This is a genomic window from Pantoea wallisii (genome assembly GCF_002095485.1).
Lineage (GTDB): Bacteria > Pseudomonadota > Gammaproteobacteria > Enterobacterales > Enterobacteriaceae > Pantoea > Pantoea wallisii.
Window position 1 is genome coordinate 1 of record NZ_MLFS01000036.1, and the last position, 18,468, is coordinate 18,468.

Below are 18,468 nucleotides of genomic sequence, written 5' to 3' on the forward strand. Positions count from 1 at the left end.
GCCGCGTTTACCGCTGCGCGTGCCGGCGGCGCGGAAATTCTGATCGCCGACGAGCCCACGAAGGGGCTTGATGTCGCGCGCCGCGATGAGGTCAGCCAGCTCCTGCAACGCGAAGTGGCAGAAGGCGGCATGTTACTGACCATTACCCACGACATTGCGCTGGCACGCCAGTTGGGCGGGGATGTGGTGGTAATGCACAAAGGCAGGGTGATTGAGCAGGGCGGGGCGCAGCAGGTACTGCAGCACCCTCAGCGCAGCTACACGCGGGAGCTGCTGGCAGCCGATCCCTCAGCGTGGCCGGCACGTCAGGCAACAACCCTGCAGTCGCATCCGGTGATCAGTGCGCAGGGGATTAAGTTAGTGCGTGGCGGGAAACCGCTCGGCGTGCCGGCGCAGTTTACCCTGCACGCTGGCGAGATCGTCGGGTTGCATGGCGCAAGCGGCAGCGGCAAGAGCAGTTTTGGCGATGTGCTGCTGGGCTTACTTGAGCCGCAGCAAGGCAGTGTAACGCGACACCGGGCGGCCGACGCGCTGAAGTATCAGAAAATCTATCAGGATCCCTCCGCGCTGTTTCCGCCACTGCGCACGCTGGAGCAGAGTATTAATGATGTGCTGCGCCGTCATCATGTAGCCGTACAGCGGCGCGACAGCCTGATGGAACAGCTGGCGCTCAGCCCATCGTTGCTGACGCGCCGGCCGGATGCGCTCTCCGGCGGTGAGCTGCAGCGCTTCTCGCTGTTACGCGTGATGCTGCTGCAACCGGTATTTCTGTTCGCCGATGAGCCCACTTCGCGTCTTGATCCGCTGGTGCAGCAGCAAACGCTGCAGCTGATTACCGCGCTGGCACGCGAGCAGCAGTGCGGTGTTTTGCTGGTGAGCCACGATCGCGATCTGCTGGAGAAAAGCGCGCACCGGGTGATTGCGATGGATGCGGCTTAACGTGCGGGCGGCTGGCTATCACCAACACCAAGCGATCGCTGCATAACGACGGTATCGAGCCAGCGCCCATGTTTGAATCCCACTGACTTCATTACGCCGGTGTGCTCAAATCCGAGTGCCCGGTGTAATCCCAGCGATCCCTGATTCGCGCTGTCACCCACAATCGCAATGATCTGCCGGAATCCTGCCGCTTCTGCCAGCGCAATGGCTTTTTGCAACAGCGCCTTGCCTATGCCGCGGCCGGTTTGCTCAGGATCGAGATAGATCGAATCCTCCAGGGTAAAACGGTAGGCATAACGGGGGCGATAAGGCGCCAGGTAACAGTAGCCCAGCACCTGCTGATCCTCCTGCGCCACCAGCCAGAAACCGCCGCGCTGCTGCACATCCGCAATACGCCGGCGCATCTCATCCTCAGCCGGAGGATCGGTTTCAAAGGTTGCCGTGCCATGCAGCACATGCCAGGCATAGATGGTCTGAATCGCCGCCGCGTGATGCGGCCGGGCAGGAGTGATGTCCATAGGTTTCTGATAGTTGGCCTTAAAAGATTACCAGCATGCCACCGCGCCGGCTGGCCGGCACCGGCTTTAAACATAGGAAATTGTGATGATAGCGGCATGAGACAGCGCGCAGGGCAGACGCTGTCAGTTCTGCTCGGAGAGCTGTACCGCCATGGTATCGGCTTCCAGCGCTTCAAACACGTGCGGTTCATCCGCCGGGTAGCAAATGTAGTCGCCAGGGTACAGTTCTACCGGCGCATCGGTGGGCCCCACGCGGGCGCGGCCACGGGCAATAATGATGTGCTCGACCGATCCCGGCGGATGCGGCTTAGATGCACGCGGCGCCCCCGGCTGGCTGGTGATCAGATAGAGATCGCGTCGCCCGCCCGGCGGACAGCTGGCTAACAGTGCAGCCTGGTAATCGGCCAGTTCTGCGGCGATCACCATGCCTTCACCCCGGCGGATCACCTGCAGGCGTTTCACTTCCGGCTCCATCAGGCGCGCAAAAGGGATATTCAGCGCAACACAGAGTGACCATAACGTCTCCAGGCTGGGATTACCGTTCCCGGCCTCCAGTTGCGAGAGCGTTGATTTAGCGATGCCCGCGCGGCGCGCGACTTCGGTTAAAGAGAGCCCCGCGCGCTGGCGTTCGCGTACCAGGCCAGCGGCAATAATGTCAATCGGCGGCGTCAAAGCAGCTCCTGTTCTTTATATCGAACATTTTGTTCATCTTGAAAAACGTGTGTAGTGCGTTCATTATACCGTCTAAATTGTTCGGTATGAGATTAAATTGTGATGCGTCTGGGTGCAATACCGCTTGATCGCGGCGTATTGAAAGCGATTTTCCTCGTCTGTCTGGCGGACGGTATCGTCGGCCTCTCTTACGGCTCGCTGGCGGCTGCCGATGGCTTCCCGCTGTGGGTGCCGATTGCGCTCTCCACGTTAGTGCTGGCCGGCGCGTCAGAATTTCTCTTTATTGGTATCGTCGCGGGCGGCGGCAGCCCGCTCACCGCTGCTGCTGCCGGTTTGCTGGTTAATGCGCGCCATCTGCCGTTTGGCATTGCGGTTAAAGATCTGGTCGGGCAGGGCAGTCGTAGTCTGCTTGGCTGCCACATTATGAATGATGAGAGCGTAGTTTTTGGCATCTCGCAGCCGAAGCTGGCGCAGCGACGCGCGGCTTACTGGATCTGCGGGTTGGGCATATTCGCCATCTGGCCGCTCACCGTGATTGGCGGGGCGCTGATTGGCCGCTTTATTCCGGATGTCGCGGCTATCGGGCTGGACGCGGTTTTCCCGGCCATCCTGATTGCCCTGATCTTTCCCGCGCTGCGCCAGCGCCGGACGCGCATTCCCGCCGCCTGCGGCGCAGTGCTGTCGGTTATCGCTACGCCGTTTGTCCCGGCGGGTATGCCGGTACTGTTCTCTTTACTCGGTTTACTGAGCTGGCGGGAGCGCAAAAATGCAAAATAGTTTAGTGATCGCCGGCATTGCGCTGCTGGCCGTGGGCACTTATGCCATCCGCTTTGCCGGCTATCGCCTCGGCAGCCGTATGCCTATGTCCGAGCGTGCGCGTAATATGCTTTCCGATGCGGCAACGGTTTTGCTGCTGGCGGTTGCGGTCACCACCGCGCTGTTTGAGGGCACGCATTTTGCCGGCGTAGCGCGCGTGGCCGGCGTACTGTTTGCCGTCTTCCTGGCATGGCGACGCGCCCCGTTGATTTTTGTTATCATCGGCGCGGCAATCATGACGGCGCTACTGCGCTATTTCGGCGTACCCTGATGAGGCGCCAGACATTAAGGCTATGATTATGGAAAGCGATAACAACAAGGAGCACGCGAAAATGGTGATTAACTGCGTGGTGTATCGTCACGGTGAGCGTGAAGAGCATGTCAATGTAGCCGAGATCTCTGACGTCCTGAAAGAGGAGAGTGCCTTTGTCTGGCTCGGTTTATATCAGCCCGATCCGGCTTTCATGCAGACGCTGCAGGAGGAGTTCGGACTCCATGAGCTGGCGATCGAAGATGCGCTGGTCGCGCACCAGCGGCCCAAGATCGAACAGTACGGTGATTCCGTATTTATCGTGGTTAAAAGCGCGCATCTTGAGGATAACCAGCGTATCAGCTTTGGTGAGACGCACTTCTTCCTGGGTAAAAACTTCCTGATTACCGTCCGCCACGGTTCAACGGAAGGGTATAAAGAGATTCGCGCCAAAGCGGAAAAAAATCACGCCATGCTGTGCCAGGGGCCGGGCTACGCGCTTTACTCCATTCTCGATTTTATCGTGGATAACTACAGCAAGATCACCGCCTCACTCAGCGAACGGATCGGCGATCTGGAGGATGGCATGTTCTCCACGCGTTTTGACAATAATACGCTGGAGAAGGTCTATCACTTACGGCGCGAGCTATTGTCACTGCGCAATGCGGCGATGCCGGTAACGGAGATCTGTCCGCAGCTGGTGCGCTTCCACGAGGATATCATCCCTAAAAATCTGCGCGCCTATCTGCGAGATGTGCAGGACCACGCGCACCATGTGATGATTGATGCCGAAGATATGCGTGAAACGCTTGCCAGTGCTATGCAGGTAAACCTGGCGCTGGTGTCGGTGCAGCAGAGCGAAGTGAATAAAAAGCTGGCGGGCTGGGGCGCTATCCTGATCGTGCCGACCATTATCTTCAGCATGTACGGCATGAACTTCCCGGATATGCCGGAGCTGCACACCCATTTTGGCTACCCGGCGGTGGTAGCAACAACGCTAATCATCTGCTGCGTGATGTGGTGGCGCCTGAAAAAAGCCAGGTGGCTTTAACGCAACAGAAGTGGGTTATTTCAGCCTGAAATCGCCAGGGATTTCACTGCCGGAAGCCGCCGGGCGTCAGGCTGAAGCCGCTCAGATTCATAACTCTTTCGCCACGCGCAGACGATGGATTATGGCGCTGCGATAACCGCGATGACAACGGCTATCCAGAACAGTACTGCACCGGCCAGTGCCATGCGATAAAGAAGCTGGCGGGAAAAGGATAACAGCGCGACCATGTTGGCTCCGGAAAATTATTAGCGAATGCCCATCACGCCAACCACCACGACGATCCAGAAAAGCGTACAACCCGTCAGCACTCTGCGCCAGATAAGATGGCGCTCCAGGTTAATCAGCGCCTCCAGACGTACACGTAAAATCGAATGCATAGCGACCTCAATTCAGAAAACAGACAGCGAAAGTAATAAGCGAACAACCGGCCAGAGTAGCGCCGGGTGAGAATATTCTGAATGGTGAGCGAGCGGGTTCACGACAAGACTGGTCTTGAAATCACAGAGAGTGAATGGATGCTGTTACGTGTTAATGCCACGTCTGGTACACCTTCCAGACGCGGCATGCTGGCAGGAAAAGTCGCAGCTCACACGCTGCGCGTGACGCCGCCATCCACGCGAATATTCTGCGCGGTAATGTAAGCCGCACCGGGAGACGCCAGGAAGGCAACGGTCGCAGCCACCTCTTCTGCTGTGCCGTAGCGCTTCAGCGGCACGCTCTCACGGCGTTCATTGGCTTCCGGCAGGCTATCAATCCAGCCCGGCAGCACATTATTGATGCGAATATTATCGGCCGCATAGGTATCAGCAAAGATTTTGGTAAAGGATGCCAGACCGGCACGGAATACGGCCGACGTAGGGAACATATCTGTCGGCTCAAACGTCCAGGCCGAAGAGATATTGATGATGCTGCCGCCGCCCTGTTTTTGCATAACCGGCGTAACCAAACGTGTGGCGCGCACCACATTCAGGAAATAGGTCTCCATGCCACGTTGCCACTCTTCATCACTGATCTCCAGAATCGGCGCGCGCGGTCCATGCCCGGCGCTGTTGACCAGAATATCGATCCGGCCCCAGCGTGCCAGGGTAGCATCAACCAGCTTTTGCAGATCGGCTGTTGACTGGTTTGAACCGGTTACGCCTAATCCGCCCAGGCGCTGAGCAAGCGCTTCGCCTTTACCGGACGAGGAGAGGATCGCCACCCTGATACCCTCACTGGCCAGCTTTTCAGCCGCCGCTGCGCCCATGCCACTGCCGCCCGCTACAATAATTGCCACTTTTTCTACTGTCATTTTGCCTGCCTCCGGATAAGCATTAGTAAGACTACCCAGTATAATGGCTACTCTGTTCTGCTGAGAGTCAGTAACTCTGCCAATTGACAATAGGAAAACTACAGGATGCAGCCAGGATTTAACGAGCTTCCTTCGCTCAATGCCCTGCGGGTGTTTGAGGTTGTTACGCGGCACCTGAACTTCCGTCTCGCCGCCGAAGAGCTGGGGGTAACGCAGGGCGCGGTGGCACAGCACATTCGCGGGCTGGAGGCCAGCCTGGGGATGAAGCTGTTTGAGCGTTTGCCGCGTACGCTGACGTTGACCAGCGCCGGTGCAGGTTATGCGGTAAGCATTCGTCAGGCGTTTGAGCTCATTGATGAGGCAACCCGTACGCTAAAGCCGGAGCCAAACCATTTAACCCTGAGCGTGACGCCAACCTTTGCCAGCCGCTGGATGTTGCCGCGCCTGCCCGCTTTTACTGCCGCCTGGCCGGATATCGATCTGCGGGTGCTGGCCTCCGAGCGGCTGGTCCGCTTTCATCATGAAGGTGTCGATCTGGCCGTACGCTATGGCCGTCCGCCGTTTGGCAGCGGCGTGGAGGTAACGCTACTGTTTAGCCAGCAGGTGCTGGCAGTGGCGAGCCCCGCTTTACTGGCACAGCTGGGCGATCCGCAACAGGACGAACATTGTCAGCGCTACCCGTTACTGCATGACGGACACCATTTGTGGCCAGCTTTTCTGGCGTTTATGTTCCCACAAAAGTCGTTGCAGCATCAGCACCATCTGCGTTTTAACCAAACGGCCCTGGCGCTGGAGGCGGCAATCAGCGGTCAGGGTATCGCGCTGACCAGCCCGCATTTTGTCCAAAACGATCTCGCCAGCGGCCGGTTAGTGCCAGCATTTTCCCGTGTGATGACAGTTGATGCGGGCTGGTATCTGGTTGCGCCACAGCATCCGCGCAGGCAGGCACCGGTTGCAGCAGTGCGTCAGTGGCTGATCGATCAGGTAAATCAGGATATATAGCAACTGCACCGCTTGGGTAGATTTTTACACTTATAATTGGTCCTGATGCCAGCGGTTTTATCTGGTTGCTTCCCTGGTACGTGTCTGAATTCACTGACAAATAAGCAAAAAACATTGAAAGCCCGTTGGGTGCGGGTTACAACGTTGCCACGCGACCTGTTTGACTTAAGTCATTGACATAGCGATCGCCTTACCATGAGCGCGATTTTTGCACTGCCTCAGAGATGGAAAACGGTGCGCCAGACAGGCCGACCATGGATGAAGAGGTTTTAGCGGGTCAGGTTCTCTTTAATTTTCCAACTCGCGGAGTAATGGAATGAACGCAAAAGTTTGGCTGGTGGATGATGATTTGTCTGTACGGGAGTCGCTGGGTTTTTTGCTGAAAACGGTGGATTACGACGTGGCCGACTTCGCTGATGTGGCAGCGTTAGATGCCGCCTCAGACCAGCAGGCCCCGCTGCGTGGCTGCCTGCTGCTGGATGTCCGCACACCGGCTATCGGCGGGCTAAGCTGGCTGAACGACGAGACCAGACGCCATCCGCTGCTGCCGGTGATTATCATGACCGATCACGCCAGTATTGAAGCCTGTCGGCACGCCTTTAGCCACAGCGCCTTTGCATTTTTCATCAAGCCGCTGGATATCGAGCCGCTGCTGCAAGCTGTCTTTCAGGCGATGAACGAAAGCGAGCTGCGCGCCCGGCGTGCCTGACAGGCGCTAACTGTGGCGCGTCAGGTGATTGATAACCGGTTGTTGTGCGCGCGTTGTGACGCCGCAAAACACAAGAGCGGCACCGGCAGCGTAAACAGCAGCAGAAGCCACAGCAGGACATAGACAGCATCAACACCATCATTTTGCAGATTATTGTAGAGCTGCACCGGCATGCCCTGCGGAAAATAGGCAAAAATCATCACAATACCAAACTCACCCATTGCCCGTACCCAGGCCAGCGCCGTTGCGGAAGCCAGCCCGGGCGCCGCCAGCGGCATCGACAGGTGCCAGAAACGCTGCCACGGTGCGGCGCCCAGCGTGCGTCCGGCTTCCAGAATCTCCTTTGGTACCGCCGCGAACGCGGAGCGCGCGCTGGTAATAAATAGGGCAGTGCGCCATACCACTGTGCCAGTACAAACGCGGCAGGATTGTTGACCAGCGTCCAGCCAAATCTCCCCAGCAGCTCACCCGGCACACTATAGGGCCCATAAGCGCTGACCAGTAAAATCCCCATAGCCAGCGGCGGCGTTAATAACGGAATTAACACCAGCAGTTCGACCAGCAGGCGCAGGCGGCCCCGCGCCTGCGATAGCCACCAGGCGACCGGTAAACCGCTAATAAAAATCAGCAGCAGCGCGATAGCGCCCAGGCTGAGGGAGGTGACGATCGCGCTGCCATCGCCCCAGGCCAGCCGCAGATGCTGCCAGTGCGTGACGCCAATCAGCGTGATAAACGGCACGGCCAGCAGCAGCAGGGCAGGGAGTGATAGCCACAATGCTGTGGCATGACGATTGTTCATCACGGGTAAAGGGCATCGCCTTTCGGTGCGGCGTAACCATTTTGCTTCAGCAGCGCCTGGCCCGGCTGGCTGAGCATAAAGTCGACAAAGGCTTCACCTGCCGCTGCCCCGTGCGGTGCATTTTTCAGCACTGCCGCATAGTAGACCAGCGGCTGGGTATGCAGCACTTTATCTTTGCCCGCGCTGTCCTTAACGCTAAAGCTCACGGTGTTGTACCACTGCTGTGCCATGGCCGGATTGCTCAGATTGATGGCATCAGGCAGTGTCACATACGGCAGATGGGCAGAGATAACTTCGCTTTCGTAACCAGCCGCAGCATCCACCTGACCGCTCTCCAGTCGCGCCAGCAATCCGCCTTCCAGATGGGTTTGCGTCGGGTTCTGATAGCCGCCAAGGATTTTATCGGCGATGCCGGGCTGGTGATAATATTTTTCAGCCAGCAGCAGCGTGAAGATAATGTTTTGACCTTTGGGATCATTGACCGGATCGGTACGTCCAAACATCACTCCCGGCGTTGCCAGCACCTTTAACCAGCTGGCGTCACTGCCGTGGACCTGCGCGAATTGTTGAGCAAATTTCCCTTTCGGACTGTAGGCAATCACCATGCTGGTGCTGGCGACCGGCCGCGCACTGTCGATCAGCCCGGCATCCTTCAGAATCTGCATGGGGCCTGGCGTGATTGAGACAAAGACATCTGCCGTGACCTTTTTGCTTGCCAGTAAGCGCGCCATACCGTAGGCGCCCTGGCCCTGGCCCTCATAGTTTCCCCCGGTTTTTTGTGCAAAGGCCGGACCTAACGCCCGATCCATCACTTTGCCCATGGAACCCGCATACGTCACCCGAATATCGGTAGCAGCCTGAACATTCAGGCACGCGCCAGCTGCGGCAGTCAGCAGCAGTGCCGTGAAATATTTATTGTGCATTCCTTTCTCGCTATATATTTAAGTAGATAGCGATTATCGAAATTATCAGTGAGGGTGCAAGCAGAAATCTGTTGCGAAATCCTGCAGCCCCGCGCCGGGCACAATCGGCGTATAAATTCGGAGAGAGAAAAAACTTTTTACAGATCCGCAGGCTACAACAAAGTCAGGGAATCCGGCCTTTGCTCAGAAAATAAGCGGCTATAGTTATCCTGTTTCGCTCATATTGATGCGCCTGATGCGTACCTTTGATGCGTTTACCCGGAGCCAACGATTAAGCCATGAGGTTGACCGTGTTTGCCGATCTTTCCTGGAAAATCATCCATCAGGTTATCAATCAAACCATCGCTGAGATGGTCGATGAACAGCAAACGCTGGACGTATTAAGCCTGCGCAGGCGGCTAAAGGAGATGGCTGAAAACGAGACCAATGAGGAGATGGTGCTGTGCTACTGGCAGGCCAGCAAAATACTGATGCGCTTACCCCCTACGGTAACCGCCGGCCAGCTGATTGATGCTGCCCGCCACGCTTTTCGTAGTCCGTTAAGTCACGATCCGCTTTAACGTTGCATGCTTTTCCGCTGCCACCACGTCGATTTAAAAACTAATCGCCTGATTTTTCGTCATAATCTGACAATACGCTCTGCTAGACTTCCCATGTTAAAAACGCTGATACAGAGGACAGTAATGAAAATCAAAAGTTATGCCGCCATGAATGCGGGTGAAGCCCTGGTACCGTACGAGTATGAAACCGGTCCGCTGGCCGCTGAAGAGGTGCTGGTTGAGGTCGATTACTGCGGTGTGTGCCACTCCGATCTCTCCATGATTGATAATGAGTGGGGCATCTCCTCCTTCCCGGTGATTGCCGGCCATGAAGTCATTGGTCGCATCAGCGCGCTGGGTGACGCGGCGCAGGATAAGGGTTTGAAAGTCGGTCAGCGCGTCGGGATTGGCTGGACGGCGAAAAGTTGTCAGCACTGTAACGCCTGTATCAACGGTGAGCAGGTTAACTGCGAAAACGGCTCAGTGCCGACCATCATGAACAAAGGCGGTTTTGCCAGCCATCTGCGTGCTGACTGGCAATGGGTGATTCCGCTGCCGGAAGCGATGGATATCACCTCTGCCGGTCCGCTGCTGTGCGGCGGCATTACCGTGTTCAAGCCGCTGCTGATGCATCACGTTACCGCCACCAGCCGCGTAGGCGTGATTGGGATCGGCGGTTTGGGCCATATGGCAATTAAACTGCTGCGTGCGATGGGCGCGGAGGTCACTGCTTTTAGCTCCAGCGCCGGCAAAACCGAATCGATCAAAGCAATGGGTGCAGACCGCGTGGTTAACAGCCGCGATCCGCAGGCGCTAACCGCGCTGGCCGGACAGTTTGATCTGATCATCAGCACCGTGGCGGTGGATCTCGACTGGCAGCCGTACTTCCAGGCGCTGGCGCCGCACGGCAAATTCCACACCGTGGGTGCGGTCATGAAGCCCTTTGAGGTGCCGGCCTTTAGCCTGATTATGGGCGACCGCGCGGTCACCGGTTCATCAACCGGTTCGCCGGGTCAGCTGCGCACATTGATGAAGCTGGCTTCACGTGCGGATATCGCCCCGCAGGTGGAAGAGTTCCCCATGTCTAAAATCAACGATGCGCTGGAGCATGTACGCGCCGGTAAAGCTAATTACCGTGTCGTACTGAAAGCGGATTTCTAATCGCCAGAAGGCGGCCCGTCCGGGCCGCCTGCATTACGTGCTTTAGCCACGCGAATCATCCTTCTCGCCGAGGAAGAAGTACCACAGCGGGATCGACATCAGACCGGTAAACACCATGGTATAAAGCGCGATCATGAAGCCCTGAGTCAGATACATGGTCAGCGACCAGTGGCTAAACGGAATACCATACTGATCAATCACCCCGCCAATAATCGCATTGCTCATGACGGTGCCCACCACCAGCGCCAGTACAAACAATCCGCGCAGGAAATAGCGCATCTCTTTACGCTTTACCGTAAAGCGTGCGCGAATAATACCAAGCGGCGACTGCTGCGCGGCGAGGATCTCTGCTTCACTCATCGGCGCGCGCTGCTGTCTACGCCAGCGCAGGATATCCACCAGCACAAAGGCCAGCAGGCTGATGCCCATCACCGGCAGCGCATAACCCAGCGCCACCGCCAGCGCCAGGCACACGCCCTTAGCGTAAAGCGGCAGCGCCAGCCAGCCAGCGGTAAGGGTCTGCGCCGGGCTCGCTTCCACGCCTTTCGGACGACGGATCCACCACATGCGATAACCCAGCACAATCATGCCGCATAAGCCGAGGCCAAACAGCGCCAGCAGCAGCTGATTCGCAACGCCAAACAGCACGCCCATGTGCGCATCTACGCCCCAGCGCGTCAATTTTGCCACCAGCGGGAAGCGGTCAAACCAGACGTGATCAACAACAGCGAAGCTCTGCGGATTGATGGATACCGCATCGACCTGGGTGGGCCAGCTGCGATCGATCTCCGTTACCGTCCAGGCTTGTCCGTCGCGCTTTGGCTGGCGAAGCTCCAGTTTGGTGGCATCAATGCCGTTCTCGCGCGCGACATTAAGCACGCGATCCCAGTCACCATCGGCGGCGTTAGCTGTTACCGCTTTGGGCGCCTGCGCTGCGGGTTGGGTCATGGCTGACATCGACATGCCGGACATATCCATCCCGGGCATGCTGTGGTGGTCGGCGTGCGGATCGGCGGGCGCGGCGGGTGCATCGCCGTCGAGTGACGTATTGACCTGCGGCGTCAGCCAGTTCAGCTCGGTACGCATCTTATCGATATTCGCGCCGGCCCACTGCGACCAGGTCAGCCCGGTGACGGAGAAGAACAGCAAGCCGGTCAGCAGGACCAGCCCGAGCGTGATGTGCCAGTGACGGCTAAAGGCAAAGCCGCTACGCACCGGTTTGCGCTGGCGCTTTGGTCGCGTGCCAAGCCACAGTAATACGCCGCCAAGCGCCGCGACCCAGAGCCAGCTGGCTGCCAGTTCGCTGTAGTTACGGCCGGGATCGCCCAGTAACAGGCTGCTGTGCAGCAGATCAAGCGTGGTACGCAGTGGCAGCACGCCGCTGGTACCGTAGACCGTCATGTCACCTTTGACGGCCAGACTGTAGGGATCGATAAATACTGCGCGCGACTGCGACGCACCGAGCGCGCCATCGCTAAACTGCACACGCGTAGTATCGGTCGCGCCCGGGGCCGGTCGCACCGCATAGATGTGTTGCTTATCGCCGGCATAAGCGCGTGCGGCCGTAATTTGTGCCGATAACGGCTGCGCGGTGCCATGCGGCTGCACGGTGAGCGCATCCGCATAGACCAGATTTTCCAGCTGCGGAGTGAGGACATAGAGTGTTCCGCTGAGCGCCGCCACAAAGATAAACGGGGCAACGAACAGACCAATATAGAAATGTAAGCGACGTAGCAGGTTTAGCACCGCGCCGCGCGGTGCTGCAGAGTGAGCAGCAGACAAAGCCGTCTTCCTTCCGATGAGAGAATGTTGTGGCGCAGCGCAGCGTCAAACGCACGCTGACTGCACCGGAGTAGAGTCATTCAGCAGGAAAAAACGATTGGGGGTGCACGCGGGCGATGGGTGCCGCTGTAGCGGCGTATCACCGGTGCAACCCGCGGCGGCAGCGGCGGGGCGCGGGAGATCACCATCATCAGCCAGATGAACGGGACAAACACCCACATCATTAGCGGCACATGCACCAGCAGATCACAATAGCCGCAGGCGAACTCCCCGTTGTCCATCATGTGGTGGTCCATGCCAGGCATCGACATATCCATCATCTCATGGTGATGCATCATCATGCCTGCGTGTTGCGGTGCGGCCTGCAACGCGTTCTGACGCTCCATCAGCGTCTTCGACACAATCGGTGCGACAAACAGCAGCAGCACCGCCAAAATGGCGACGCAGGCAGTGAGGCGCTGGCGAAGGTGGTGTGAAAACGTCATGGCTGGTACTGAGTCATTCAATAAATGAGGCCGAAGTGTAACGCGATTGCCGCATCAGGGTTAAAAAAACTGAGCCGGATTGGGAAAAAATGCGCACCTTTTGAAAAACGTCACTCTTCGTGCAGGCTTTTTTAACTTGAGAGCAACCTGAAAAGAACAATGTAAAAACATTTTCTTTTCAGGCTCCTGCATGGACGGAATAAACCAGGGGGTTAACTGAGTTGCCATACTCGTTGCAGCGGATGGCTTCATTCCGCTTAAAAAATAGAGCGTCCCAGCCGTTCGGTGAGCTTCTCCAGTAGCGCCGTACCGGCTAATGAGTTACCCGAGTGATCCAGTGCCGGTGACCACACCGCGATACTCATCTGGCCGGGAATCACAGCAACAATGCCGCCGCCCACGCCCGATTTAGCCGGCATACCCACGCGCCAGGCAAACTCGCCTGCGCCATCATACATACCGCTGGTCATCATAAGCGCATTGATCTGACGCGCCTGACGCGGTGAGATCACGGCCCACTCTTCGTTCTGGCTACAGCCGTGATTAGCCAGATAGAGGAAGGTGCGCGCCAGCTCGGTGCAGCTCATCGCCAGAGAGCAGTAGTGGAAGTAGGTCTCCATCACTTTACTGACGTCATTATGGAAGTTGCCGAACGACTTCATTAGCCAGGCGATCGCAGCGTTGCGCGCCGAGTGCTCATACTCCGAGCGGGCGACCACACGGTCATACTGAATATCCGGCTGCCGGGAAAGACGGCGCACAAACTCCAGCATACGCTGGCGCGGCGCGGTGAGGCGGCTCTCCAGCAGGTCACACATTACCAGCGCGCCGGCATTGATAAACGGATTGCGCGGTTTGCCCTGCTCCAGCTCCAGCTGCACCAGTGAGTTAAAAGCCTGGCCGGAGGGCTCTTTGCCTACGCGCTGCCAGATTTCAGCATCTTCATACAGCGTTAGCGCCACGGTGAGCGACAGCACTTTTGAGATGGACTGAATTGAGAAGCGCGTGTCGGCGTCACCGGCCTGGTAACACTCGCCATCGGGCGTATAGATAGCGATGCCCAGCTGATCGGCCTCTACATCCGCCAGCGCCGGGATGTAATCCGCCACCTTCCCCTGAGCCGTTAACGGGCGCACTTCATCAACAATTTCCTGCAGCAATGCATTACTCAGTTCCGACACCTTTTTGCTCCGGTGTGAGTCATTGTTTTACGCCAGGATAATGGTGATTTGCACCCGGCGCGTCAATTGGCAGCAAGCAATTTTGTGTCATGGCTGTTGAATAAGGCGCTTCTCCGCTGCCGTGCAGGGGGGCCCGGAGCCGCCACGCTTCGCCCTGTTTGGCGGCAAACGTAAAATTCTGTTGCGAATGATTGAGTTACCCTTGCGCCGCTTTTCGCTATGCTGTCAGCCCCATGTTCAGAGGCCGAATAGCGCCGTACCCTGCCAGAGGATAGCAATGCCGGTAACAGACAACCCACAGGAGACCCGTATGCCGATGCGGGCAGGGCGATTTATGCTGCTGCAAAAGCTGCTGCGCCGCGATAAAACGCCGCTGGCGTTACTGCTGCTGGCCGCGCTGGTGGGCATATTGACCGGTTTGGTCGGCGTTGCTTTTGATCGCGCAGTCAATTTTATCCTGCACATGCGCCTGGACGGGATCGCGAGCCTGCAACATTCTCCGCTCCTGATGATCTGTGCGGCTTTTCTCGCCTCTGCCGTGGCAGGCGGCTGCGGCTATTTTCTCGTGCGCCGGTTTGCGCCGGAAGCGGGCGGTTCAGGAATTCCGGAGATCGAAGGGGCGCTGGAGGCGTTGCGGCCGGTGCGCTGGTGGCGCGTATTGCCGGTAAAATTCATCGGCGGCATGGGCGCGCTGGGTTCCGGTATGGCGCTGGGCCGTGAAGGCCCGACGGTGCAAATCGGCGGCAATATTGGCGGCATGTGTCTTGATCTGTTTCGCGTGCGCGATTCAGAATCGCGGCACACGCTGCTGGCCACCGGTGCGGCAGCGGGATTGTCTGCGGCGTTTAACGCACCGCTGGCAGGCATCCTTTTCATCCTCGAAGAGATGCGACCGCAGTTTCGCTACAGCCTGATCTCCGTGAAAGCGGTATTCGTCGGCGTGATTGCCGCCAGCATTGTGTTTCGCCTCTGTAACGGTAACGAAGCGATAATCAACATCGGACAGCTGCGCGATGCCCCAACCAACACTCTGTGGCTCTACCTGCTGCTGGGGATGTTATTCGGCGGCTGCGGCGTTGCGTTTAACCGTCTGATCTTTACCGCTCAGGATTGGTTCCAGCGCTTACATAAAGGACGCACCGGCGCATGGGTGTGGTGGGGCAGCCTTCTGGCCGGTCTGTGCGGCGTGCTGGGCCTGCTGATGCCGCAGGCCGTTACCGGCGGCATCACCCTTATTCCGGGCTTTGCCCTTGGGCACTACAGCGCACTCGCGCTGTTTGGCCTGTTCGCGCTACGCACGCTGGTAACCCTTTGCTGTTTCTCTTCAGGCGCGCCGGGCGGCATCTTTGCGCCCATGCTGACGCTGGGCACGCTGTTGGGCACCTGCTTCGGTCAGCTCTGCATTCACTGGTTTCCGGATTATCAGTTAGAGGCAGCGACCTTTGCGGTGGCAGGGATGGGCGCACTGTTTGCAGCGTCGGTGCGGGCGCCGCTAACCGGTATCGTGCTGGTGCTGGAGATGACCAACAACTACCAGCTGATTCTGCCGATGATTATTACCTGTCTCGGCGCAACGCTTGCCGCGCAGTTCCTCGGTGGCAAGCCGCTCTATTCAGCCATCCTGGCACGCACGTTAGCCAGGGATCAGCTGCGTGAACGCAGCACGCCGGCAAAACAGGTTGATGGCATGCAAGAAAAATAAATTTCATGCTATAAATAATGGAATATTAATTTCATTGTGAGAGGATCTTATCATGCCGGCCTTACCGTCACTGCAAACCTTGCTGCAACAAGAAGCTGAGCACCGCTTACCGCAGTTCGATTTCGACACGGCATGGCAGCTGGGTCAGAGCCTGCAGCAGCGCGGACGAGCGATGAACGCCCCGATTGCCATTGAAGTGTATGCGTTTGGACAGGTCGTGTTTATGGCTGCGTTACCCGGCTCGGTGCCGGAAAATCTTGAGTGGATGCGACGTAAGCGGAACACCGTACTGTTGACCGGCCATTCGTCCATGTATGTCGGGTTAGTGAATGAGCAGAAAGGTGAGCGTATGGCGCAGCAGCGCAATATTCGTCAGGATGAGTATACCGATCACGGCGGATCATTCCCGCTGCTCAGCCCGCAGGCACCATTGTCGGCGCCGTGAGCATTAGCGGTTTACCGTCCGAAGAGGATCACGCCTTAGCGCTGTGGGGCATCGCCCAACTGATGCGCTGAGTGGCAGAATGGCGGCCCTTGCGAGCCGCCATAAAATTAAGGGCGTCTGAACAGGGCCAGACTGCGTCCTTCCAGCTCAAAATCCTTCTCTTTAGTGATCACAAGGCCCTGCTTCGCGGTATCGGAGGTGGTCAGCTCCAGCACCCAACCGCCTTCGCCAAACTGCGGGATACGGAAGGGCACGTTGCCTTCAAACGGATTGAACAGCATCAGCACGTCATGCCAGATACCGTCTTCGGTCTGCAGATCCTCGCGTCCAATGTAAACGCCCAGCGTGGAACCCTCCTCCCACTGCTCCTCCTGCTGGAACCCACCGCCGGCATTGAACCACTTAATCTCCATGCCATCGCGCCAGCTCTCACGGCGCAGCAGCGGCTGGCTGGCACGCAGCGCAATCAGGTGACGGGTGAATTCACGCAGCGCATCGGCTGAGGCGGGCAGGTTCTCCCAATGCAGCCAGGAGATCTCGCTATCCTGACAGTAACCGTTATTGTTACCCAGCTGGCTGCGACCAAACTCATCCCCCGCCAGCAGCATCGGCGTACCGTGAGAGAAGAGCAGCGTTGCAAGGAAGTTGCGCTTCTGCCGTTCGCGCACGGCATTTATGCCTTCATCTTCGGTCGGGCCTTCCGCGCCGTAGTTGTAAGAGCGGTTATCGTTGTGGCCGTCGTTGTTATCCTCGCCGTTAGCCTCGTTGTGCTTCTCGTTGTAGGAGACCAAATCGTTCAGCGTAAAACCGTCATGGGCCGTCAGGAAGTTAACACTGGCCCACGGACGACGGCCGCGCTGATCGTAGAGATCGCCGGAGCCCAACAGGCGCGCAGCAAAATCAGTAGAGACGTTGTCGCCTTTCCAGTATTCGCGCACCGTATCCCGGTATTTATCATTCCACTCCGCCCAGCCTGGCGGGAAGCCGCCAACCTGATAGCCTCCCGGGCCGATGTCCCAGGGTTCGCCGATCAGTTTCAGTTTTGACAGTACCGGGTCCTGCGTTACCGCATCAAAGAAACCGCCGCGCTGGTCAAAGCCCTCCGGCTCGCGACCGAGAATGGTGCCGAGATCGAAACGAAAACCGTCAATATGCATCGATTCCGCCCAGTAACGCAGTGAATCCATCACCAGCTGTAACACGCGCGGATGGGAGGTGTTCACGGTATTGCCGGTGCCGGTATCGTTGATGTAATAGCGGTGCTGATCGGGCAGGGTGCGGTAATAGGAGAAGTTATCGATGCCCTTAAAGGAGAGTGTCGGACCCAGCTCATTGCCCTCCGCCGTGTGGTTATACACCACGTCGAGGATCACCTCGATGCCGGCATCGTGATAGGCGCGCACCATATCACGGAAGCCCTGGATCCCCCGCGGCCCGAAGTAGCGGCTGGCCGGCGCAAAGAAGGCCAGTGAGTTATAACCCCAGAAGTTTTTCAGATCGCGATCCAGCAGGTGCTGGTCGTCCGGGAACCAGTGCACCGGTAACAGCTCAACGGAGGTCACCCCCAGACTTTTGATGTAATCCACCGTGGCTTTATGGCCCATGCCGTCGTAAGTGCCGCGCATCTCTGCCGGCACCAGCGGATTGAGCTGGGTAAAGCCCTTAACGTGGGTCTCATAGATAAGGGTTTGCGGCCAGGGAATGTCAGGCCGGTTGTTATCCTGCCAGTCAAACTCATTGGGATCGATGACGCGGCACTTAGGCGTAAAGGGCGCGCTGTCCCGGGTATCGAATGTTAAGTCTTTATCCTCGTGCAACAGCTCATAGGCGAAGTGCGCTTCGTTCCAGTTGATGTCGCCGTGCAGTTCGCGCGCATAGGGATCAATCAGCAGCTTATTCGGGTTAAAGCGATGACCGTTCTCCGGGTCAAAAGGCCCGTGCACGCGATACCCGTACAGCGCGCCAGGCTGCAGGCCCGGCACATACCCGTGCCAGATCTCATGGGTATATTCAGGTAGATCGAAACGGGCAATCTCATGCTGACCGCTTGGGTCATACAGGCACAGCTCTACGCGCTCTGCGTGCGCGGAGAACAGGCAAAGTTAACGCCATGGCCATCGTAATTGGCACCCAGAGCGTGGCCCGAACCAGCCGTAATTGCGGAAGGTTTACCGTTTGACATTCAATCCTCTCCATCCAGTGA

18 protein-coding genes and 2 pseudogenes are annotated in these 18,468 nt (G+C 57.7%); 10 read left to right on the forward strand and 10 right to left on the reverse strand.

Features of this window, described 5'->3' with window-relative positions; all coding sequences use genetic code 11:
• A partial coding sequence (locus HA48_RS13345) for an ATP-binding cassette domain-containing protein (RefSeq protein WP_139807986.1) occupies nt 1-939 on the forward strand: 939 nt, incomplete at its 5' end.
• On the opposite strand, the gene HA48_RS13350 is transcribed toward HA48_RS13345, so the two are convergent.
• Complete coding sequence (locus HA48_RS13350) at nt 936-1,457, reverse strand: GNAT family N-acetyltransferase (protein WP_128601753.1); 522 nt, start codon at nt 1,455-1,457, stop codon at nt 936-938. The genes HA48_RS13345 and HA48_RS13350 overlap by 4 nt on opposite strands.
• Nucleotides 1,458-1,580: 123 nt before the next feature.
• Nucleotides 1,581-2,129, reverse strand: a complete 549-nt coding sequence (locus HA48_RS13355; protein ID WP_128601754.1) for a helix-turn-helix domain-containing protein — start codon at nt 2,127-2,129, stop codon at nt 1,581-1,583.
• Nucleotides 2,130-2,231: 102 nt separating this feature from the next.
• Here HA48_RS13355 and HA48_RS13360 point away from each other — a divergent pair, with 102 nt between their 5' ends.
• The 3 genes from HA48_RS13360 to corA all read left to right on the forward strand — a co-directional run bounded on the left by HA48_RS13360 (nt 2,232) and on the right by corA (nt 4,246).
• On the forward strand, nt 2,232-2,906 hold the full coding sequence (locus HA48_RS13360; RefSeq protein ID WP_128601784.1) for an AzlC family ABC transporter permease: 675 nt from the start codon (nt 2,232-2,234) through the stop codon (nt 2,904-2,906).
• On the forward strand, nt 2,896-3,216 hold the full coding sequence (locus HA48_RS13365; RefSeq protein ID WP_128601755.1) for an AzlD domain-containing protein: 321 nt from the start codon (nt 2,896-2,898) through the stop codon (nt 3,214-3,216). The genes HA48_RS13360 and HA48_RS13365 overlap by 11 nt, the downstream gene beginning before the upstream one ends.
• A 61-nt stretch (nt 3,217-3,277) precedes the next feature.
• A complete protein-coding gene (corA, locus tag HA48_RS13370) occupies nt 3,278-4,246 on the forward strand; it encodes a magnesium/cobalt transporter CorA (RefSeq protein ID WP_128601785.1) in 969 nt (322 codons plus the stop codon).
• Between the two features lie 245 nt (nt 4,247-4,491).
• On the opposite strand, the gene HA48_RS22805 is transcribed toward corA, so the two are convergent.
• Together HA48_RS22805 and HA48_RS13375 are read right to left on the reverse strand one after the other, a co-directional pair.
• Nucleotides 4,492-4,623, reverse strand: coding sequence for a hypothetical protein (locus tag HA48_RS22805; RefSeq protein ID WP_279626739.1), 132 nt, complete (start codon nt 4,621-4,623; stop codon nt 4,492-4,494).
• Between the two features lie 209 nt (nt 4,624-4,832).
• Nucleotides 4,833-5,537: an SDR family oxidoreductase gene (locus HA48_RS13375; protein ID WP_128601756.1), complete on the reverse strand. Its 705-nt coding sequence runs from the start codon at nt 5,535-5,537 to the stop codon at nt 4,833-4,835.
• Nucleotides 5,538-5,642: 105 nt separating this feature from the next.
• On the opposite strand from HA48_RS13375, the gene HA48_RS13380 reads away from it, so the two are divergent.
• Nucleotides 5,643-6,539, forward strand: a complete 897-nt coding sequence (locus HA48_RS13380) for a LysR substrate-binding domain-containing protein (protein WP_128601757.1) — start codon at nt 5,643-5,645, stop codon at nt 6,537-6,539.
• A 316-nt stretch (nt 6,540-6,855) separates the two neighbouring features.
• Complete coding sequence (locus tag HA48_RS13385) at nt 6,856-7,248, forward strand: response regulator transcription factor (RefSeq protein ID WP_128601758.1); 393 nt, start codon at nt 6,856-6,858, stop codon at nt 7,246-7,248.
• 20 nt (nt 7,249-7,268) lie between these two features.
• Here HA48_RS13385 and HA48_RS13390 read toward each other — a convergent pair.
• Both HA48_RS13390 and HA48_RS13395 read right to left on the reverse strand, forming a co-directional pair.
• Nucleotides 7,269-8,047: pseudogene (locus HA48_RS13390) on the reverse strand (molybdate ABC transporter permease subunit).
• Complete coding sequence (locus HA48_RS13395) at nt 8,047-8,970, reverse strand: extracellular solute-binding protein (RefSeq protein WP_128601759.1); 924 nt, start codon at nt 8,968-8,970, stop codon at nt 8,047-8,049. Before HA48_RS13395 ends, HA48_RS13390 begins: the two are co-directional and overlap by 1 nt.
• Nucleotides 8,971-9,260: 290 nt before the next feature.
• Here HA48_RS13395 and HA48_RS13400 point away from each other — a divergent pair, with 290 nt between their 5' ends.
• Entirely contained in the window at nt 9,261-9,530 is a 270-nt protein-coding gene (locus HA48_RS13400) for a hypothetical protein (protein ID WP_128601760.1), read from the forward strand.
• 123 nt (nt 9,531-9,653) lie between these two features.
• Complete coding sequence (ahr, locus tag HA48_RS13405; RefSeq protein WP_128601761.1) at nt 9,654-10,670, forward strand: NADPH-dependent aldehyde reductase Ahr; 1,017 nt, start codon at nt 9,654-9,656, stop codon at nt 10,668-10,670.
• A 42-nt stretch (nt 10,671-10,712) separates the two neighbouring features.
• Here the strand turns inward: ahr and HA48_RS13410 are convergent, their stop codons facing one another.
• The 3 genes from HA48_RS13410 to glsB all read right to left on the reverse strand — a co-directional run bounded on the left by HA48_RS13410 (nt 10,713) and on the right by glsB (nt 14,118).
• Nucleotides 10,713-12,452 (reverse strand): DUF2534 family protein, encoded by a 1,740-nt coding sequence (locus HA48_RS13410; protein ID WP_128601762.1) that lies wholly within the window; start codon nt 12,450-12,452, stop codon nt 10,713-10,715.
• An 80-nt stretch (nt 12,453-12,532) separates the two neighbouring features.
• Entirely contained in the window at nt 12,533-12,937 is a 405-nt protein-coding gene (locus HA48_RS13415; RefSeq protein WP_128601763.1) for a DUF2946 domain-containing protein, read from the reverse strand.
• A gap of 257 nt (nt 12,938-13,194) precedes the next feature.
• Nucleotides 13,195-14,118 carry a glutaminase B gene (gene glsB, locus HA48_RS13420; protein ID WP_128601764.1) on the reverse strand — a complete coding sequence of 308 codons (924 nt, stop codon included), beginning with the start codon at nt 14,116-14,118 and terminating at the stop codon, nt 13,195-13,197.
• Between the two features lie 277 nt (nt 14,119-14,395).
• Here glsB and clcA point away from each other — a divergent pair, with 277 nt between their 5' ends.
• Nucleotides 14,396-15,820 (forward strand): H(+)/Cl(-) exchange transporter ClcA, encoded by a 1,425-nt coding sequence (gene clcA / locus HA48_RS13425; protein WP_128601765.1) that lies wholly within the window; start codon nt 14,396-14,398, stop codon nt 15,818-15,820.
• Between the two features lie 52 nt (nt 15,821-15,872).
• Entirely contained in the window at nt 15,873-16,265 is a 393-nt protein-coding gene (locus HA48_RS22810) for a heme-degrading domain-containing protein (RefSeq protein ID WP_279626740.1), read from the forward strand.
• A gap of 107 nt (nt 16,266-16,372) precedes the next feature.
• On the opposite strand, the pseudogene glgX reads toward HA48_RS22810, so the two are convergent.
• Nucleotides 16,373-18,447, reverse strand: a pseudogene (gene glgX, locus HA48_RS13435) (glycogen debranching protein GlgX).
• Between the last annotated feature and the right edge of the window lie 21 nt (nt 18,448-18,468).

Bases quoted from the DNA above. Each gene is read 5' to 3' on its own strand.
- HA48_RS13385 (WP_128601758.1), top strand. From the start codon at position 6,856: ATGAACGCAAAAGTTTGGCTGGTGGATGATGATTTGTCTGTACGGGAG.
- HA48_RS13395 (WP_128601759.1), bottom strand. From the start codon at position 8,970: ATGCACAATAAATATTTCACGGCACTGCTGCTGACTGCCGCAGCTGGC.
- corA (WP_128601785.1), top strand. From the start codon at position 3,278: ATGGTGATTAACTGCGTGGTGTATCGTCACGGTGAGCGTGAAGAGCAT.
- ahr (WP_128601761.1), top strand. From the start codon at position 9,654: ATGAAAATCAAAAGTTATGCCGCCATGAATGCGGGTGAAGCCCTGGTA.
- HA48_RS13350 (WP_128601753.1), bottom strand. From the start codon at position 1,457: ATGGACATCACTCCTGCCCGGCCGCATCACGCGGCGGCGATTCAGACC.
- HA48_RS13380 (WP_128601757.1), top strand. From the start codon at position 5,643: ATGCAGCCAGGATTTAACGAGCTTCCTTCGCTCAATGCCCTGCGGGTG.
- clcA (WP_128601765.1), top strand. From the start codon at position 14,396: ATGCCGGTAACAGACAACCCACAGGAGACCCGTATGCCGATGCGGGCA.
- HA48_RS22805 (WP_279626739.1), bottom strand. From the start codon at position 4,623: ATGCATTCGATTTTACGTGTACGTCTGGAGGCGCTGATTAACCTGGAG.
- HA48_RS13375 (WP_128601756.1), bottom strand. From the start codon at position 5,537: ATGACAGTAGAAAAAGTGGCAATTATTGTAGCGGGCGGCAGTGGCATG.
- HA48_RS22810 (WP_279626740.1), top strand. From the start codon at position 15,873: ATGCCGGCCTTACCGTCACTGCAAACCTTGCTGCAACAAGAAGCTGAG.
- HA48_RS13365 (WP_128601755.1), top strand. From the start codon at position 2,896: ATGCAAAATAGTTTAGTGATCGCCGGCATTGCGCTGCTGGCCGTGGGC.
- HA48_RS13415 (WP_128601763.1), bottom strand. From the start codon at position 12,937: ATGACGTTTTCACACCACCTTCGCCAGCGCCTCACTGCCTGCGTCGCC.
- HA48_RS13360 (WP_128601784.1), top strand. From the start codon at position 2,232: ATGCGTCTGGGTGCAATACCGCTTGATCGCGGCGTATTGAAAGCGATT.